The sequence below is a fragment of the Streptomyces sp. DSM 120436 genome, assembly GCF_055778765.1.
In genome coordinates, this window is the sequence record NZ_JBSKBS010000001.1 from 2582871 (window position 1) to 2598566 (window position 15696).

The following is a 15696-nucleotide window of genomic DNA, read 5'->3' on the forward strand; positions in this document are numbered from 1 at the left end:
CGACCGACGCTTGGATGATCTGCGCCAGGGCAGCAGCGTACGGGGACGCGCCACGGGTTTGCTATCCAGGGCGGACGCCGATGTGCACGACGTCCGGAACGCCCCGGGCAACGGGGATCTCTTCGGTACGCACCTGCCGGAACCCGGCATTCCGCAAGGTTCCCTCGAATTCCGGAGAGGGCTTGGCGGACCATACCGCGAGGACCCCGCGCGGCTTCAACACCCTTGCGCACGCCGCGAGTCCGTCCGGCGTGTACAGCCCCTCGTTGCCCTCGTCCACGGTCCAGTCGGGCCCGTTGTCGACGTCGAGGCACAACGCGTCGAAGGTGACGGACGTCTCCTTGACGTAGGTCGCCAGGTCCTGCTCGACGACCTCCGTCCGGGGATCGGCGAGCGCCTCGCCGGAGAGTTCGGCCAGCGGGCCCGTGCGGTGCCACTCGATGATCGCGAGCTCCCGCTCCACCACCGTGATCCGCCCCCAGCGCGGCTGCCCGGCCGCGTGCGCCAGGGAGAAGCCGACGCCCAGCCCGCCGATCAGCACCCGTGGATCCGCCGCCTCCGGGTCCAGGGCGGCCAGGGCGGCGTCCACCAGCAGCCGCTCGGAGCGTCCGTCGGAGGTGTCCATCAGGAAGCAGCCGTTGGCGATGATCTGCAGCAGACCGCCGTGCCTGCGCAGCGCGACCTCGCCGTACGGGCCCTCGCGGCGGTCCAGGACTTCTGGAGCTTCGGGAATGTCGTACGGGGTGGACATGCGTTCATCCTGGCAGGTCCCCCGTCCCGGCGGTCCGGGGCCGTGGCGCCCGGCCCGGTGATCGCTCAGAGCGAACGCCACTCCGGGAACATTCGGCGGCTCCCCTGCATTGAGTCGACATAGCTCAACTTGACTGCCGAAGGGGAGATCATGGCTGCTGAGTCCACACCGCTCGCCCTGCCCGTGCTGCCGCTCGACGACGAGGTCGTGCTGCCGGGGATGGTGGTTCCGCTGGACCTGAGCGACTCCGAGGTGCGCGCGGCCGTGGAGGCCGCCCAGGCCGCCGCCCGCGACGAACCGGGCAAGCCCCGGGTGCTGCTGGTGCCGCGCGTCGACGGGACCTACGCCGGGACCGGCGTGCTGGGCACGGTCGAGCAGGTGGGCCGGCTGGCCGACGGCGACCCGGGCGCCCTGATCCGCGGCCGGGGGCGGGTGCGCATCGGCGCCGGCACCACCGGGCCGGGCGCGGCGCTGTGGGTGGAGGGCGTCCGCATCGACGAGAGCGTGCCCGACCCGCTGCCCGGCCACGTGACCGAACTGGTCAAGGAGTACAAGGCGCTCGCCACCGCCTGGCTGCGCAAGCGCGGCGCCTGGCAGGTCGTGGACCGGGTCCAGGCCATCGACGACGTCTCCGCCCTCGCCGACAACTCCGGCTACTCGCCGTTCCTCACCACCGACCAGAAGGTCGCCCTGCTGGAGACCACCGACCCGGTGGCCCGGCTGAAGCTCGCCACCCAGCAGCTGCGCGACCACCTCGCCGAGCAGGACGTCGCCGAGACCATCGCCAAGGACGTCCAGGAGGGCGTCGACAAGCAGCAGCGCGAGTTCCTGCTCCGCCGCCAGCTCGAGGCGGTCCGCAAGGAGCTGCGCGAGCTGAACGGCGAGAAGGAGGGCGAGGAGTCCGACGACTACCGGGCCCGCGTCGAGGCCGCCGAGCTCCCCGAGAAGGTCCGCGAGGCCGCGCTCAAGGAGGTCGACAAGCTGGAGCGCGCCTCCGACCAGTCGCCGGAGGGCTCCTGGATCCGCACCTGGCTCGACACGGTGCTGGAGATGCCGTGGAACGAGCGCACCGAGGACTCCTACGACATCCGCGGCGCCCGACAGGTGCTGGACGCCGAGCACGCGGGCCTGCAGGACGTGAAGGAGCGCATCACCGAGTACCTGGCGGTGCGCAAGCGGCGCAGCGACCGGGGCCTGGGCGTCGTCGGCGGGCGGCGCGGCGGCGCCGTGCTGGCCCTGGTGGGCCCGCCCGGCGTCGGCAAGACCAGCCTCGGCGAATCCGTCGCCCACGCCATGGGCCGCACGTTCGTCCGGGTCGCCCTCGGCGGCGTCCGCGACGAGGCGGAGATCCGCGGCCACCGCCGCACCTACGTCGGCGCCCTGCCCGGCCGGATCGTGCGCGCCGTCAAGGAGGCCGGGTCGATGAACCCGGTCGTCCTGCTCGACGAGATCGACAAGGTCGGCTCCGACTTCCGCGGCGACCCGGCCGCGGCCCTGCTGGAGGTCCTCGACCCGGCGCAGAACCACACCTTCCGGGACCACTACCTGGAGGTCGAGCTCGACCTGTCCGACGTGGTCTTCCTCGCCACCGCCAACGTCCTGGAGGCCATCCCGGAGGCCCTGCTCGACCGCATGGAGCTGGTCCGCCTCGACGGCTACACCGAGGACGAGAAGATCGTCATCGCCCGCGACCACCTGCTCCCGCGCCAGCTGGAGCGCGCCGGTCTGGACACCGACGAGGTCACCCTCGACGAGGGCGCGCTGCGCAAGCTGGCCGGCGAGTACACGCGCGAGGCGGGCGTGCGCAACCTGGAGCGGTACATCGCGCGGCTGCTGCGCAAGGTGGCGGCCCAGCACGAACTGGGCGAGCGGGAACTGCCGTTCACCGTGACCGAGGGCGACCTGCGGGACCTGATCGGACGGCCGCACCACGTGCCGGAGTCCGCCCAGGAGCCCGCCGAGCGGCGCACCGCCGTGCCCGGTGTCGCCACCGGGCTCGCCGTGACCGGCGCCGGCGGTGACGTCCTCTACGTCGAGGCGTCCCTGGCCGACCCGGAGACGGGCGCGGCGGGACTCACCCTGACCGGCCAGCTGGGCGACGTGATGAAGGAGTCCGCGCAGATCGCGCTGAGCTTCCTGCGCAGCCACGGCGCCGAGCTGGAACTGCCGGTGGGCGACCTGAAGGACCGGGGCGTGCACATCCACTTCCCGGCGGGCGCCGTGCCCAAGGACGGCCCGAGCGCGGGCATCACGATGACCACGGCCCTGGCCTCGCTGCTCTCCGGGCGGCTGGTCCGCACGGACGTGGCGATGACCGGCGAGGTGTCGCTGACCGGGCGGGTGCTGCCGATCGGCGGGGTGAAGCAGAAGCTGCTCGCCGCGCACCGGGCCGGCGTCACCACCGTGATCATCCCCAAGCGCAACGAGCCCGACCTGGACGACGTCCCGGCGGAGGTGCTGGAGAAGCTGGACGTGCACGCCGTCACCGACGTCCGCCAGGTCCTGGAACTGGCGCTGTCCCCGGCCGCCGACGAGGCGGCGCCGGAGGTTCCGGTGGCCGCGTGACCGGGGCTGCCGGATGAGGAGGGCCCGGGTTCCGTGAGGGAGGCCCGGGCCCTTCCCCGGCCCGGTCCGCTTCTGCGCCGGGCGCCCGGGGCCGTCTCGTGCCGGAGGCGCCGGGGCCGTTGGTCCGCTTCCGTGCCGGGCGCCCGGGGCCGTCTCGTGCCGGAGGCGCCGGGGCCGTTGGTCCGCTTCCGTGCCGGGTGCCCGGGGCCGTCTCGTGCCGGAGGCGCCGGGGCCGTTGGTCCGCTTCCGTGCCGGGCGTCCGGGGCCGTCTCGTGCCGGAGGCGCCGGGGCCGTTGGTCCGCTTCCGTGCCGGGTGCCCGGGGCCGTCTCGTGCCGGAGGCGCCGGGGCCGTTGGTCCGCTTCCGTGCCGGGCGCCCGGGCCCGTCCCGTGCCCGAGGCGTCGCACCGGCGCCGGGGCCGTCGGGTCAGTCGCCGGCGGCGAAGGCCCGCACCCGGTCGAGGGTGCCGTTGAAGCGGTCGTGGTCGCCGACGACCGGGCCGGTCGAGGTGTACTGCCACATCGTGTACGTGCTCCAGCCGGCGGGCAGTTCGCCGACGGTGGAGGCGTACCGGGCGATCCACAGCGGGGTGCCGGCGGCGAAGCCGGCGTGATTGCCGGTGCACTGCTTCCACCAGCTTGGTGGCGGTGTAGAGGACGGCGTCGCGGCCGGTACGGGCGCGGTAGCGGTCGAGGAAGTCGCGGATCCAGCTCACCATTTCGCTCGTCGACTTGCCGTAGCAGGCGTCCCCGTACGGGTTCCACTCGATGTCCAGGACGCCGGGCAGGGTGCGCCCGTCGGCGGACCAGGCGCCGCCGTGGTCCACGAAGTAGTCGGCCTGTGCGGCGCCGCTCGCGGTGTCGGGCGTCGCGAAGTGGTAGGCGCCGCGGACCATGCCGACGTCGTGGGAGCCGTTGTACTGCTGCGGGTGGTACGGGTTGGTGTAGTACGTGCCCTCCGTGGCCTTGGCGTAGGCCCAGCGCACCCCGCTGTCCCACAGGGTGGCCCAGGCGACGTCGCCCTGGTGGCTGGAGACGTCCACGCCCTCCGTCTGGGTGGAGCGGGCGGTGGGCAGACCGGCCCGGCCGTCGTGGGCGAGGACGCCCATGCCCATGTGGGCGGAGCCGCGCGGCGGGACGGTCGGGGCGGCGCCGTCGGCGACGGCGGCGCCCTGCGGAAGGGCGAGCAGCGCGAGCAGGACGGCGCCGGCGACGCCGAGCGCGCGCATGCGGACGAGTGGTCGGGATCTGGGCACAGGCATGACGCATCTCCGAACGGTCAGGGGACGAACCCGGAAGGCGACCCACCTCGCATGCGGTGGGCATGCCACGTAAGGGCCTGAGGGAGAAACCGCGGGGCGCCGACCGCGGCGGCGGGCGCGAGCACCGCGCACCGCCGCTGGTCTACGCCTGCGAAATACTGGTGGAGCTGCGACGACGCCGCCACTCGACGGAAACTTTCAGAACGGGAAACCGAGGCAGGGGCCAACGTGCACGAAGACGGAAACGGCGGCGGGGAGCACGCCGCCTCGCCGGAACCCGGGTCCGGTGCGGAACAGCCCGCGCTCCTGGCGCTGGAACGCGAGTTGACGGTCCTGCTGCGACGCGCCCGGGCCAACCAGGGGGAGATGGCGCGCGAGGTCCACCCCGACCTCGAGCCGTCCGCGTACGGGCTGCTGGTCCGTCTGGAGGAGTGCGGGCGGCAGCGGGCCACCGAACTCGCCGCCTACATCGGCATCGGCAAGGCGACGATGTCGCGTCAACTGCGCGCCCTGGAGGACCTCGGGCTGGTGGGCCGCGAGCCCGATCCCGCAGACGGCCGCGCCTGGCTCGTCACCCTCACCGAGGAGGGCCGCCACCGCGTGAGCCGCGTCCGCGAGGCCCGCCGCGCCCGCTACGCCGGCCGCTTCGCCGACTGGGACCCGGAGGAGGTCGCCGAGCTGGCCCGGCTGCTGCACCGGCTCAACCGGGGGATGGAGAGGTAGGGCTTCCCCGGTGCGGGACCCCCGCGGTGCGGGACCCCCGCGGTGCGGGACCCCCGCGGTGCGGGACCCCCGCGGTGCGGGACCCCCGCGGTGCGGGACCCCCGCGGTGCGGGACCCCCGCGGTGCGGAGGCCTCGCGTCGACGGGTCCGCCGCCCGGACGACGGTGGCCACGGCGCGTCAAGGGTGGCGCGGCCTCACCGGTCGGCCGTGCGGGTGACGTCGTCAGCTCGGCGGCAGCTCGACGTGGACGACCGTCGCGTCGTCGTGGGTCTTGCCGCCCGGGGGACGGCCCCGTTCCAGGGCGCGGACGCGCTTCACCAGGCTCCGGGCGCCCTCCTGGCGGATCAGGGCCACGCAGTCCGCCCAGTCGCCCTCGCCGAAGCGGTCCACCCAGCGGGTCGCGCCGTCCGTCAGCGCCGTCAGGGCGCGCACCCGGTCCCGGGGCAGGGAGACGGTGACGGCGCGTGAGGACACCGCCGGGTCGGCCGCGGCGGTGAAGAAGCCGCCCTCCTTGTTGCGCAGGGTGGTGTCCACGACGGTGTGGCTGGCCAGGGCCGAACGGGGCAGCCGGTCCAGCCGGTCGTCCCGGACCGCCGTGACCGCGCCGTCCGGCGACTCCACCAGCAGGACCGAGTCGGACAGCACGAGACAGTCCACCGCGTCGGGTGACCAGCGGGCCAGCACCACCGTCGCCTGCGGCGTCCGGGGGTGAGAAAGGTCACAGATCGCGGCGTGGCTCTCGGCCGTGCGCGCGATGCCCCGGGACAGCAGCCCGGCCGGCGGAACATCCGGGAGGGAAACGGTCAGTTCGGTCAGCGCGCCGCCCAGCCGGGCGGTGAACCAGGGGACCGAATGCAGACAACCGCCCCCGTCCGACGGCGGCGTGACACCGTCGAGGACCACGAGCGCGCCGCCCTGCCCGGACGCCGGGAGCGCGACGCTCGCGAAGTCCTCGTTGGGGCGCCCCGGATCACCGGGTTCCGAGACGAGTTCCGTGCGCATCCGGCCAGTCTGCACGAGCTCCCCGCGTCGGCCGCCGGGGCCCGGCGACGACCGCCCGTTCTCCCGCGGGCGCGCAGGTCAAGCGCCTGATTTGGGAGGGAATGCAGGGGTCGGGGAAGGCGTGGCGGCGAATATTGCCACCGCCCGCCGCAGACGTCCAACCGGCGTGCCACCGGAGCCCGCCGTGGGGCACAACGGAACTTGCTCCTCAACTCGCCTCCGATGTTCACTCCTTCGAGTGGCGGGTCAGGTGATGCGCATCCACTGTCCACGGCCACTGGGAGGGTCGGGGAGCGTGGGGGGCGCCTCGCTGTCCGAGCGCGGCCAGCGGCTCGGGGAACGCGCCCGCGCCCGTTGACGGAGCGTCACCCGGGCCCACGGGTACACGAGCAGGAATGCGAGCACCGGTGCAGAAGACGCGGCCTCGTCGCAAGGACAAGCAGGCGGCCCTCGCGGGGGACGCGCAGCAGACGCCCACCGTCGGCAGGGGCCGCCCCACCCACGTACGCAACCGTCTCGTCGTCGCCGTCGCCGTGGTGGCCGCGGCGATCGCCGGGGCGGGAGCGCCCTCCGTGCTGGCGGCCTCCCGGCAGCTGCACGACGCCCAGGAACTGGTGACCCTCGCCGAGCGGACCGAGGACGCGCTCACCCTGGCCCACTCCCTCGCCGACGAGCGCGACGAGGTCGTCCCCTACATCGCGGCGGGCCGCCCCGAGTCCGAGGCGCCCTCCAAGGAGCACAGCGCCCGGGTGGACCGCCAGGTCGAGGAACTGCGCGCCGACGAGGACACCTCCCAGGACCTGCGCGACGAGCTCGACGCCGTCGCCGCCGTACGCCGCGCCGCCCTCACCGGCAAGAGCGGCGCGCTGGAGGCGCACCAGGCCTACTCCACCGTCATCACCCAGCTGCACCGGCTCGCCGTCCGGCTCGCCGACCGGACCCCGCCCCGCGCGAGCTCCGGCGGCCACGCGCTCGCCGAGCTGGACACGGCCGTCCAGCAGGCCGCCGCCACCCGCGGGCTGCTGCTCGCCGCGCTGAACGTGCCCAGCACCACCGAGACCGTGACCGACCCGGTCACCGGCCTGCCGGTCACCGTCGACAGCGCGTCGGAGGCCGACGAGGAACGGCGCGACGAACTGACCGCCGCCGCGCTCCAGGCACGGGTCCGCTCCGACGCGGCCCTCGCCGGCTTCCGCGACACCGCCCCGGAGGCCGCCCGCGCCTCCTACGACTCCACGGTCACCGGCCCCGAGGCGGACACCGCCGAGGAGTACCTCGGGAAGCTCACCGACAAGCCGACCCTCTCCGACTCCGAACTCGACACCGGCACCCAGAAGCTGGCGGCGGCGCTCACCGCGCGGATCGACATGATGCGGGGCGTCGAGGCCGCGCTGTTCGACCAGCGCACCAAGGACCTCGCCCAGCTCCGCGACGAGGACGTCACCGAGCTGGAGATCCGGATCGCCGTCCTCGGCGCCCTCATGCTGCTCGCGGTCGGCGTCGCCACCGCGATGGCCCGCACCCTCACCCGGCCGCTGTCGGTGCTGCGCCGCGGCTCCGCCCGGCTCGCCGAGGCGGAGGACCCGGCCGCCGAGGAGCCGGTCACCTTCACCGGCCGCAACGACGAGTTCGCGCAGGTCGTCCGCTCCGTCAACACCCTGCACGCGCACGCCGCCGGACTCGCCCAGCGGATCGCCACGCTGGAGGCCGACCGCAAGCACCTCGTCGGACAGCGGCAGAAGATGGCCGACGCCCGCGAGGAGCTGCGCAACGAACTCGCCGAGGCCACCGCCCGCATGGAGCGGATGCGCCACAGCATCGGCGGCACCTTCGTCAACCTCGCCCTGCGCACCCTCGGCCTGGTCGAGCGGCAGCTCGGCGTCATCGAGGGGCTGGAGCAGCGGGAGGACGACCCCGATCGCCTGGCCACGCTGTTCAAGCTCGACCACTTCGCCACGGTGATGCGCCGGCACAGCGAGAACCTGCTGGTCCTCGCCGGCACCGAGCACGGCCGGCAGACCGCGGGCCCGGTCCCGCTGGTCGACGTCGTACGGGCCGCGGTGAGCGAGATCGAGCGGTACGAGCGGGTACGGATCGCCGCGCTGCCGCCGCACGCGCACATCGCCGGGTTCGCCGCGGACGACCTGTCCCACCTGCTCGCCGAACTCATGGAGAACGCGACCTCGTTCTCCCCGCCCGACCGGCCCGTCGAGGTCTCCGGCTGGCTGCTGGAGAACGGCGAGGTCATGCTCTCCGTCCAGGACGAGGGCATCGGCATGGCCGAGGACCGGCTGGAGCGGCTCAACACCCGGCTGTCCGAGTTCGACCCGGAGACGGCGTACGACGCGGAGTCCGACGACGGTCTCGGCCTCGGCCTGTACGTCGTGGCCCGGCTCGCCCACCGGCACGGGGTGCGGGTGCGGCTGCGCAAGCAGAAGCAGGGCGGGATCGCCGCGGTGGTCGTCCTCCCGGACCCCCTGCTGGCCCCCGCCACGCCCACGGCCGTCCCCGGCGGCGCCCCCACGGTGTCCCTGCCGGGCGCCGACGCCGAGGCCAACTCCAACGAGCTGCGGGGCCGCGGCACCTCGGGTGACCCGCTGGTCGACCTCGCGGAGAAGGCCCTGGAGGCCCGAGCGGCGGCCGGGACGTCCGGCTCGGCCGCCTCAAAGACGCCGCCCGCGCGGGGTGCGCAGGAGGCGGGGGAGACCCCGGAGCCCTCGGCCGCGACGCAGACGCCGCCCGCCGCGGACACCCCGGCGACGCCGGACGCCGGTACGCCGCACGGCCCGGACGAGGCCGCCCCGGCCGCCGTGACCCAGCAGGAACCCCCGGCCCCGCACGCGGCTGCCGACTCCGCCGGGGAACGGACTCAGGGCGAGTCCGCCTCGGACGCCCCGGACACGCCCGCCGCGCACGCGACCGCCCCCGGTGCCGTCACGGCGTCGGCTCCCGGCGAGGCCGCCCCTGACGCCGGGGAAGAGGCGAGGCCCCGCGCGGCGGCTCCGGGTATCCCGGACACGCCCACCGTGCAGGTGGCCGCCCCCGGTGCCGTCGGGGAATCGACTTCCGGCGAGGCCGCCCCGGGAGCCGCGGAGGAGACGCGGTCCCGCACGGGAGCCCCGGGCGCCCCGGACACGCCCGCCGCGCACGCGACCGCCCCCGGTGCCGTCACGGCGTCGGCTCCCGGCGAGGCCGCCCCTGACGCCGGGGAAGAGGCGAGGCCCCGCGCGGCGGCTCCGGGTATCCCGGACACGCCCACCGTGCAGGTGGCCGCCCCCGGTGTCGTCGGGGAATCGACTTCCGGCGAGGCCGCCCCGGGAGCCGCGGAGGAGACGCGGTCCCGCACGGGAGCCCCGGGCGCCCCGGACGCGCCCGCCGCGCACGCGGCCGCCCCCGGTGCCGGCGAGGAACCGCTCCCCGGCAGCGAGGCCACCCCCGTCACCCCCCAGGCCCCGGAGCCGCACGCGGCCACCTCGGCTGCCGGCGCCGAGCCCGCTCCCGGCGAGGCCGCCCCGGCGTCGGAGCCGAGCCAGGATGTCCCCGCTGCCCCCGGCGCCGGTGCGTCCCTCCCGGACGCCGACCCGGAGCCGGAGGCGCGCCAGGCCGCGGTCACGGCTTCCGACGTGCCGCTCCCGGACACCGCACCGGAGCCGCACCGGGACGCCGCCGCCGACGAGCCCCGGACGCACGACGTCCCCCGGGCCCGCGCGGGCGACCCCGCCCCCGGGCCGGAGGCGCAGGCCCCCGTCGAGCGCCTCGCCGAGACCACCATGGAGTTGTTCCTCCCGGCCCAGTCGGACGGCCGTACCCCGGCGGAGGCCGGGGGCGCGGCGTCCGACGACCGCCCCACGGCGGCCGGAGGCCACGGCGCCGGGACCGCCCCGCCCGCCGACGAGGCCGTACGCCCGGGCGCCGGGCACGCACCCGTCCCCGGCCCGCGGCCGCACGGCAGCGGGTCCGCACCCGAGGCGGCACAGGCACCCGGGCCCGCACCCGTCCCCGGCCCGCGGCCGCACGGCAGCGGGTCCGCACCCGAAGCGGCACAGGCACCCGGGGGCCCCGCCCCCGAACCCGCCGCCGCCCCGGAGGGGTCCCGCGCCGGGCTGCCCGGCCGCCCTGTCACCGGTGACGCCGCCGGCAGGCCCGAGCACGCGCGGGTCGCCGACGGCCTCGCCGAGGACGAACCCGTCACCGCCAAGGGACTGCCGAAGCGGACGCCGAAGATCACCGCGCCGGTCGCCCCCCCGCGGTCGCGGTCGGGGTCGGTGGACGCCGAGGCCCTGCGCCGGCGGCTCGGCGGCTTCCGCCGGGGCGCGGACGCCGGACGGCGGGACGCGCAGGCGGAGCGGGCGGCCGAGCCGTCCCGCGGGGACCGGACGCCGTCCGGCACGGACGCCGCAACCGAAGAAGCCACGGGGGGCACCGTCGAGGAGGCAAGCAGTTGACCGCGCCCAGTACCTTCGGACTGAGCAGTGAGGCCCGCAACCTGCACTGGCTGCTGACGAACCTCGTCGAGGAGGTGCCCGGCATCCTGTCCGTCGTGGTGGTCTCCTCCGACGGCCTGCTGCTCCTGTCCTCCGACGAGACGCTCGCCCGGGCCCGCAGCGGCCCGGACGGCGCCGCACCGGCACCCGGCGAACGGGGAGCGGGGCGGCCCGGCCCGCGCGGCTCCTCCGCCGACCTGGCCACCGTCGTCTCCGGCATCGGCAGCCTCACCGTCGGCGCCTCGAAGCTGATGGACTACGGGTCCGTCAAGCACACGATGGTCGCCATGGACGAGGGCAGCCTCTTCGTGATGTCGATCAGCGACGGCTCGCTGCTCGGCGTGCACGGCTCGGCGGACTGCGACATGAGCGTCGTGGCGTACCACATGGCCCTCTTCGTGGGCCGCGCCGGCCACGTCCTGACCCCCGAGCTGCGCGGCGAGCTCCGCAGGAACCTCGAGTCGGCGAGAGGCGGGGAGCACGAGGCCGCCGGGAGCCCCCGATGACCCGCCCCCCGAAGAAACACCTCCCGGTACGCGGCGGTGACCGCAGGCCCGCCCGGGTGCGCCCCTACTCGCTCACCGGGGGCCGCACCCGCTTCGGCCACGTGCTGCTGGTGGAGACGTTCGTCGGCGCCACGGCCGGCGCCGCCGGGCTGGAGGCCGCCGAGGAGCGCAGGGAACTCGCCTCCGGCGGTCTCGCCCGGGTCATGCCGGAGGCGCACGCCATCGTCGAACTGTGCCGCCGCCTGCGGACGGTGGCCGAGATCGCCGCGCTGCTGAAGATGCCGCTCGGCGTGGTCCGCGTCCTGCTGAGCGACCTCGCGGACCAGGGAAAGATCCGTGTCTACGGGACGGGCACCGGCCACGGCACGGGCCGCCCGGACCGCGCGCTGCTGGAAAGGGTGCTGAGTGGACTCCGCCGTCTCTGACGCCGCCCCGGGCGTCGCCCCGCTCGCCGAGGAGGACGAGCCCCTGCTGCCCTGGCAGACGGACCCCACCCGGGCCCCGGTCGCCACGAAGATACTCGTGGCCGGCGGCTTCGGCGTCGGCAAGACCACCCTCGTCGGCACCGCCTCCGAGATCACGCCCCTGCGGACCGAGGCGCTGATGACCGAGGCGAGCGAGGGCACCGACGACCTCACCGCCACGCCGGGCAAGGCGACCACCACCGTGGCCCTGGACTTCGGGCGCATCACGCTCGACGACGACCTGGTGCTGTACCTGTTCGGCACGCCCGGCCAGGAGCGGTTCTGGTTCATGTGGGACGACCTGGTGCGCGGCGCGATCGGCGCCGTCGTGCTGGCCGACACCCGCCGGCTGAAGGACTGCTGGCCGGCGCTGGACTACTTCGAGAGCTGCGGGCTGCCGTACGTCGTGGCGGTCAACCACTTCGACGGCAGCGAGCGGTTCGACCCGGAGGACGTGCGGGAGGCCCTCGCGATCCCCGCGCACATACCTGTCATGATCATGGACGCGCGCCGCCGGATCCCGGTCATCGAGACCCTCTTGACCCTCGTGGGCCACGCGCTCGACGAAACCCCCGAGCAGCCCTCTTAGGAGCGTCCCCCGCATGCGGAAGATACTCGTCGTCGGAGCCGGCCAGTCCGGCCTCCAGCTCGCCCTGGGACTCCAGTCGCACGGGTACGAGGTCACCCTCATGTCCAACCGGACGGCGGACGAGATCCGCACCGGACGGGTCATGTCGACGCAGTGCATGTTCCACACCGCCCTGCGGCACGAGCGCGACCTCGGGCTGAACTTCTGGGAGTCGCGGGCCCCGAGGATCCAGGGCCTCGGCGTCTCGGTCGCCGCCCCCGGCTCCTTCGACCCGGGCCCCGCGCGGCGGGCGGTCGACTGGCTGGGCCGCCTCGACGGGTTCGCGCAGTCGGTGGACCAGCGGGTGAAGATGGCCGGCTGGATGGAGACCTTCGCCCAGCGCGGCGGACAGCTCGTCATCCACGGCGCCGCCGTCGGCGACCTGGACTACCTCTCCCGCGTCTACGACCTGGTGCTCGTCGCGGCCGGCAAGGGCGAGCTGGTGCGGATGTTCGCCCGCGACCCCGGGCGCTCCCCGTACAGCACGCCGCAGCGCGCCCTCGCCGTCGCCTACGTGCACGGTCTCGGCCCGCGCCCGGAGCACCCGGACACCGAGGCGGTCCGCTGCAACCTGGTCCCCGGCGTCGGCGAGATGTTCGTCATGCCGACGTACACCGTCTCCGGCCGCGCCGACATCCTGTTCTGGGAGGGCGTCCCCGGCGGCCCGCTCGACGCCTTCAAGGACGTCAGGGACCCGGCCGAGCACCTCTCCCTGACCCTGGAGCTGATGGAGAGGTTCCTGCCCTGGGAGCACGCCCGCGCCACCAGGGTCGAGCTGACCGACGCCGGCGCCACCCTGGCCGGCCGCTACGCCCCGACCGTCCGCCACCCCGTCGGCCGGCTGCCCTCCGGAGGCCTGGTGCTGGGCGTCGCCGACGTCGTCGTCGCCAACGACCCGATCACCGGCCAGGGCGCCAACTCCGCCTCCAAGTGCGCCGCCTCCTACCTCGCCTCCATCCTCGAGCAGGGCGAGAAGCCCTTCGACGAGGCGTGGATGCGGCGGACCTTCGACCGCTACTGGGACACCGCCCGGCACGTCACCAAGTGGACGAACGCCATGCTGGCCCCGCCGCCGGAGCACGTCCTCAACCTGATCGGCGCCGCAGGCGAGCTCCAGCCGGTCGCCGACCGCTTCGCCAACGGCTTCGACGACCCGGCGGACTTCGAGAACTTCTTCTACGAGCCGGAGAAGAGCGACGCCTACCTGGCCGAGGTCTCCGCCGCGGCCGGCGCGTAGGCGGCGTCGTACCCCTCGTCGGACCCGTCCGTCGCCCCCTCGGGGAGCTCCGGCGGCACGTAGTGCTCCAGGGGCTCCCCGCCGGGGTCGGGCCGCACCGCGCCCAGCACCGGGTTGGCCGCGACCGGCGACACCTTGATCCGCGCGCCGGGCCGGGGCGCCTGCACCACCTTGCCGTCGCCCAGGTAGAGGGCGACGTGCGTGGCGTCGTCGAAGTACACGACGAGGTCGCCGGGGCGCAGGTCCACCAGCTCGATCCGCTCCAGCCGCGCCCACTGCTCCTGGCTGGTCCGGGGGACCTCCGCGCCCGCCGCGCGCCACGCCTCGGAGGTGAGCCCCGAGCAGTCGTAGGCCTCCGGGCCCTCCGCGCCCCACTCGTACGGCTTGCCGAGCTGCTCCACCGCGTACCGCACGGCCCGCTCACCGGCCGCGGACGGGGCGTGGGCGCCGTTCAGCGCGCCGGACGCCACCAGCTCCCGCTGCGCCCCGGCGACCCGGCTCCGCTCCAGCTCGGCCAGCTCCGCGAGCTGACCGGCGGTCAGCGAGGCCAGCAACTCCTCCACGTCCCGCAGCCGTTCGACCACCTGGTCGCGTTCCTTCTCGCGCCGCTCGGTGAGCGCGATCCGCTCGTCCAGCGCCTCGCGCGCCCGCCGCGCCAGCTCGCCCGCCCGCCGCGCGTCACCGGTCAGCCGGCCCACCGTCCGCGCCCGTTCCCGCGCGAGCCGCCCGATCACGTGCCCCTGCTCCAGCGCGCGCTGCGGGTCGCGGGCCAGCAGCAGACGCACGTAGGGGGAGAGGCCGCTCAGGCTCTGGTACTGCTGCCGGGCGAGCCGTCCGGCGGCGCCCCGGCTGTCGTGCAGGGAGAGCCGGGTGCGGGCGAGCGCGCGTTCCAGCCGCTCGGTCTCGGCGCGCTGCTCGTCCAGCGCCTCCTCGGTGGCGTTGTAGCGTTCGGTGGCCTTCTCGGCCTCGCGGTACCGGGTCTGAAGGTCCGTCAGCAGCGCGGCGACGGAGCGGTCGCCGGACGCCGTGGCGCCGCCGCCCGGCTCCGGGGCGGCCGCCGCGGGCACGGGTGCGAGAACGGTCCCGGCCGCCAGCGCCGCCGTACACACCAGACGCAGAAGCATTCCTGACACGCCATCACCTCCGACGCGGGGCGGCTCGTCCGCTCCGCACCGCGAGCATCAGGGGAGGCGTGCGCGGTCCGCTCGCCGAGTGTGCGCGGTTCGGCGCAACGGGGTCACCCTTCGGCGTCGTCCGGCTTGCCCTGCGGCGTGGCGTCCGGATGCGGCCGCGGCCTCGACCACGGCCAGCGCGGTCCGTCCCCGGCCCGGCCGGCGGGGTCGTAGAGGTACTTCCAGCGGGCGGTCAGGCCGGTGAGCCGGCTGTTCCCGCGGGGCACCCGCCGGTACACCAGCACGGTGGGCGGGCCCCCGTCCGGGGCGGGCACGGGGATGCGGTACGTCTTGGGCGGGTGCCCGGTGATGCCGAGCAGCACGGGCAGGACGCGCCCGTCCATGGGGCCGCCCTCGAACGGGGTGTCTTCGCTCTTCACCCCACCAGTCTCGGCCATCGGCCGCGGGTCGCGGCTTCGTGGCTGGTGTCCGCACCAGTGCGTCGCTCTGCGTGTCCTGTCGCGCGGGTCGCGGCTTCGTGGCTGGTGTCCGCACCAGTGCGTCGCTCTGCGTGTCCTGTCGCGCGGGTCGCGGCTTCGTGGCTGGTGTCCGCACCAGTGCGTCGCTCTGCGTGTCCTGTCGCGCGGGTCGCGGCTTCGTGGCTGGTGTCCGCACCAGTGCGTCGCTCTGCGTGTCCTGTCGCGCGGGTCGCGGCTTCGTGGCTGGTGTCCGCACCAGTGCGTCGCTCTGCGTGTCCTGTCGCGCGGGTCGCGGCTTCGTGGCTGGTGTCCGCACCAGTGCGTCGCTCTGCGTGTCCTGTCGCGCGGGTCGCGGCTTCGTGGCTGGTGTCCGCACCAGTGCGTCGCTCTGCGTGTCCTGTCGCGCGGGTCGCGGCTTCGTGGCTGGTGTCCGCACCAGTGCGTCGCTCTGCGTGTCCTGTCGCGCGGGTCGCGGCTTCGTGGC

General features: G+C 75.2%; 11 protein-coding genes and 1 pseudogene. 7 read left to right on the forward strand and 5 right to left on the reverse strand.

Annotated elements, in window-relative coordinates; all coding sequences use genetic code 11:
* Positions 1-61 precede the first annotated feature (61 nt).
* Complete coding sequence (locus tag ACWH4W_RS11985; protein ID WP_473075732.1) at positions 62-751, reverse strand: spermine/spermidine synthase domain-containing protein; 690 nt, start codon at positions 749-751, stop codon at positions 62-64.
* Positions 752-901: 150 nt separating this feature from the next.
* On the opposite strand from ACWH4W_RS11985, the gene lon reads away from it, so the two are divergent.
* Positions 902-3316 (forward strand): endopeptidase La, encoded by a 2415-nt coding sequence (gene lon / locus ACWH4W_RS11990; RefSeq protein WP_473075733.1) that lies wholly within the window; start codon positions 902-904, stop codon positions 3314-3316.
* Between the two features lie 425 nt (positions 3317-3741).
* On the opposite strand, the pseudogene ACWH4W_RS11995 reads toward lon, so the two are convergent.
* Positions 3742-4576, reverse strand: a pseudogene (locus ACWH4W_RS11995) (lysozyme).
* Positions 4577-4804: 228 nt separating this feature from the next.
* Between ACWH4W_RS11995 and ACWH4W_RS12000 the strand changes: the two are divergent.
* Positions 4805-5299 (forward strand): MarR family winged helix-turn-helix transcriptional regulator, encoded by a 495-nt coding sequence (locus tag ACWH4W_RS12000; RefSeq protein WP_473075734.1) that lies wholly within the window; start codon positions 4805-4807, stop codon positions 5297-5299.
* Positions 5300-5522: 223 nt separating this feature from the next.
* On the opposite strand, the gene ACWH4W_RS12005 is transcribed toward ACWH4W_RS12000, so the two are convergent.
* Positions 5523-6302, reverse strand: a complete 780-nt coding sequence (locus ACWH4W_RS12005) for a hypothetical protein (protein WP_473075735.1) — start codon at positions 6300-6302, stop codon at positions 5523-5525.
* Between the two features lie 407 nt (positions 6303-6709).
* On the opposite strand from ACWH4W_RS12005, the gene ACWH4W_RS12010 reads away from it, so the two are divergent.
* From ACWH4W_RS12010 to ACWH4W_RS12030, 5 genes are read left to right on the forward strand one after another with little or no spacing between them, the layout of a single operon-like run.
* The gene (locus tag ACWH4W_RS12010; RefSeq protein WP_473075736.1) at positions 6710-10747 is read left to right on the forward strand and encodes a sensor histidine kinase; all 4038 of its coding nucleotides are present in this window, start codon (positions 6710-6712) and stop codon (positions 10745-10747) included.
* A complete protein-coding gene (locus tag ACWH4W_RS12015; protein WP_473075737.1) occupies positions 10744-11292 on the forward strand; it encodes a roadblock/LC7 domain-containing protein in 549 nt (182 codons plus the stop codon). Before ACWH4W_RS12010 ends, ACWH4W_RS12015 begins: the two co-directional genes overlap by 4 nt.
* Positions 11289-11717 carry a DUF742 domain-containing protein gene (locus ACWH4W_RS12020; RefSeq protein ID WP_473075738.1) on the forward strand — a complete coding sequence of 143 codons (429 nt, stop codon included), beginning with the start codon at positions 11289-11291 and terminating at the stop codon, positions 11715-11717. The genes ACWH4W_RS12015 and ACWH4W_RS12020 overlap by 4 nt, the downstream gene beginning before the upstream one ends.
* Complete coding sequence (locus tag ACWH4W_RS12025; protein WP_473075739.1) at positions 11698-12345, forward strand: GTP-binding protein; 648 nt, start codon at positions 11698-11700, stop codon at positions 12343-12345. Before ACWH4W_RS12020 ends, ACWH4W_RS12025 begins: the two co-directional genes overlap by 20 nt.
* 13 nt (positions 12346-12358) lie before the next feature.
* The gene (locus tag ACWH4W_RS12030) at positions 12359-13621 is read left to right on the forward strand and encodes a styrene monooxygenase/indole monooxygenase family protein (protein ID WP_473075740.1); all 1263 of its coding nucleotides are present in this window, start codon (positions 12359-12361) and stop codon (positions 13619-13621) included.
* Here the strand turns inward: ACWH4W_RS12030 and ACWH4W_RS12035 are convergent.
* Both ACWH4W_RS12035 and ACWH4W_RS12040 read right to left on the reverse strand, forming a co-directional pair.
* The gene (locus tag ACWH4W_RS12035; RefSeq protein ID WP_473075741.1) at positions 13585-14754 is read right to left on the reverse strand and encodes a C40 family peptidase; all 1170 of its coding nucleotides are present in this window, start codon (positions 14752-14754) and stop codon (positions 13585-13587) included. The genes ACWH4W_RS12030 and ACWH4W_RS12035 overlap by 37 nt on opposite strands.
* A 104-nt stretch (positions 14755-14858) precedes the next feature.
* On the reverse strand, positions 14859-15173 hold the full coding sequence (locus tag ACWH4W_RS12040) for a hypothetical protein (protein ID WP_473075742.1): 315 nt from the start codon (positions 15171-15173) through the stop codon (positions 14859-14861).
* Positions 15174-15696 lie beyond the last annotated feature (523 nt).

What these genes read in the sequence shown, in the direction of transcription:
- ACWH4W_RS11985 (WP_473075732.1), bottom strand. Translation starts at nt 751, where the DNA reads ATGTCCACCCCGTACGACATTCCCGAAGCTCCAGAAGTCCTGGACCGC.
- ACWH4W_RS12005 (WP_473075735.1), bottom strand. Translation starts at nt 6,302, where the DNA reads ATGCGCACGGAACTCGTCTCGGAACCCGGTGATCCGGGGCGCCCCAAC.
- ACWH4W_RS12030 (WP_473075740.1), top strand. Translation starts at nt 12,359, where the DNA reads ATGCGGAAGATACTCGTCGTCGGAGCCGGCCAGTCCGGCCTCCAGCTC.
- lon (WP_473075733.1), top strand. Translation starts at nt 902, where the DNA reads ATGGCTGCTGAGTCCACACCGCTCGCCCTGCCCGTGCTGCCGCTCGAC.
- ACWH4W_RS12020 (WP_473075738.1), top strand. Translation starts at nt 11,289, where the DNA reads ATGACCCGCCCCCCGAAGAAACACCTCCCGGTACGCGGCGGTGACCGC.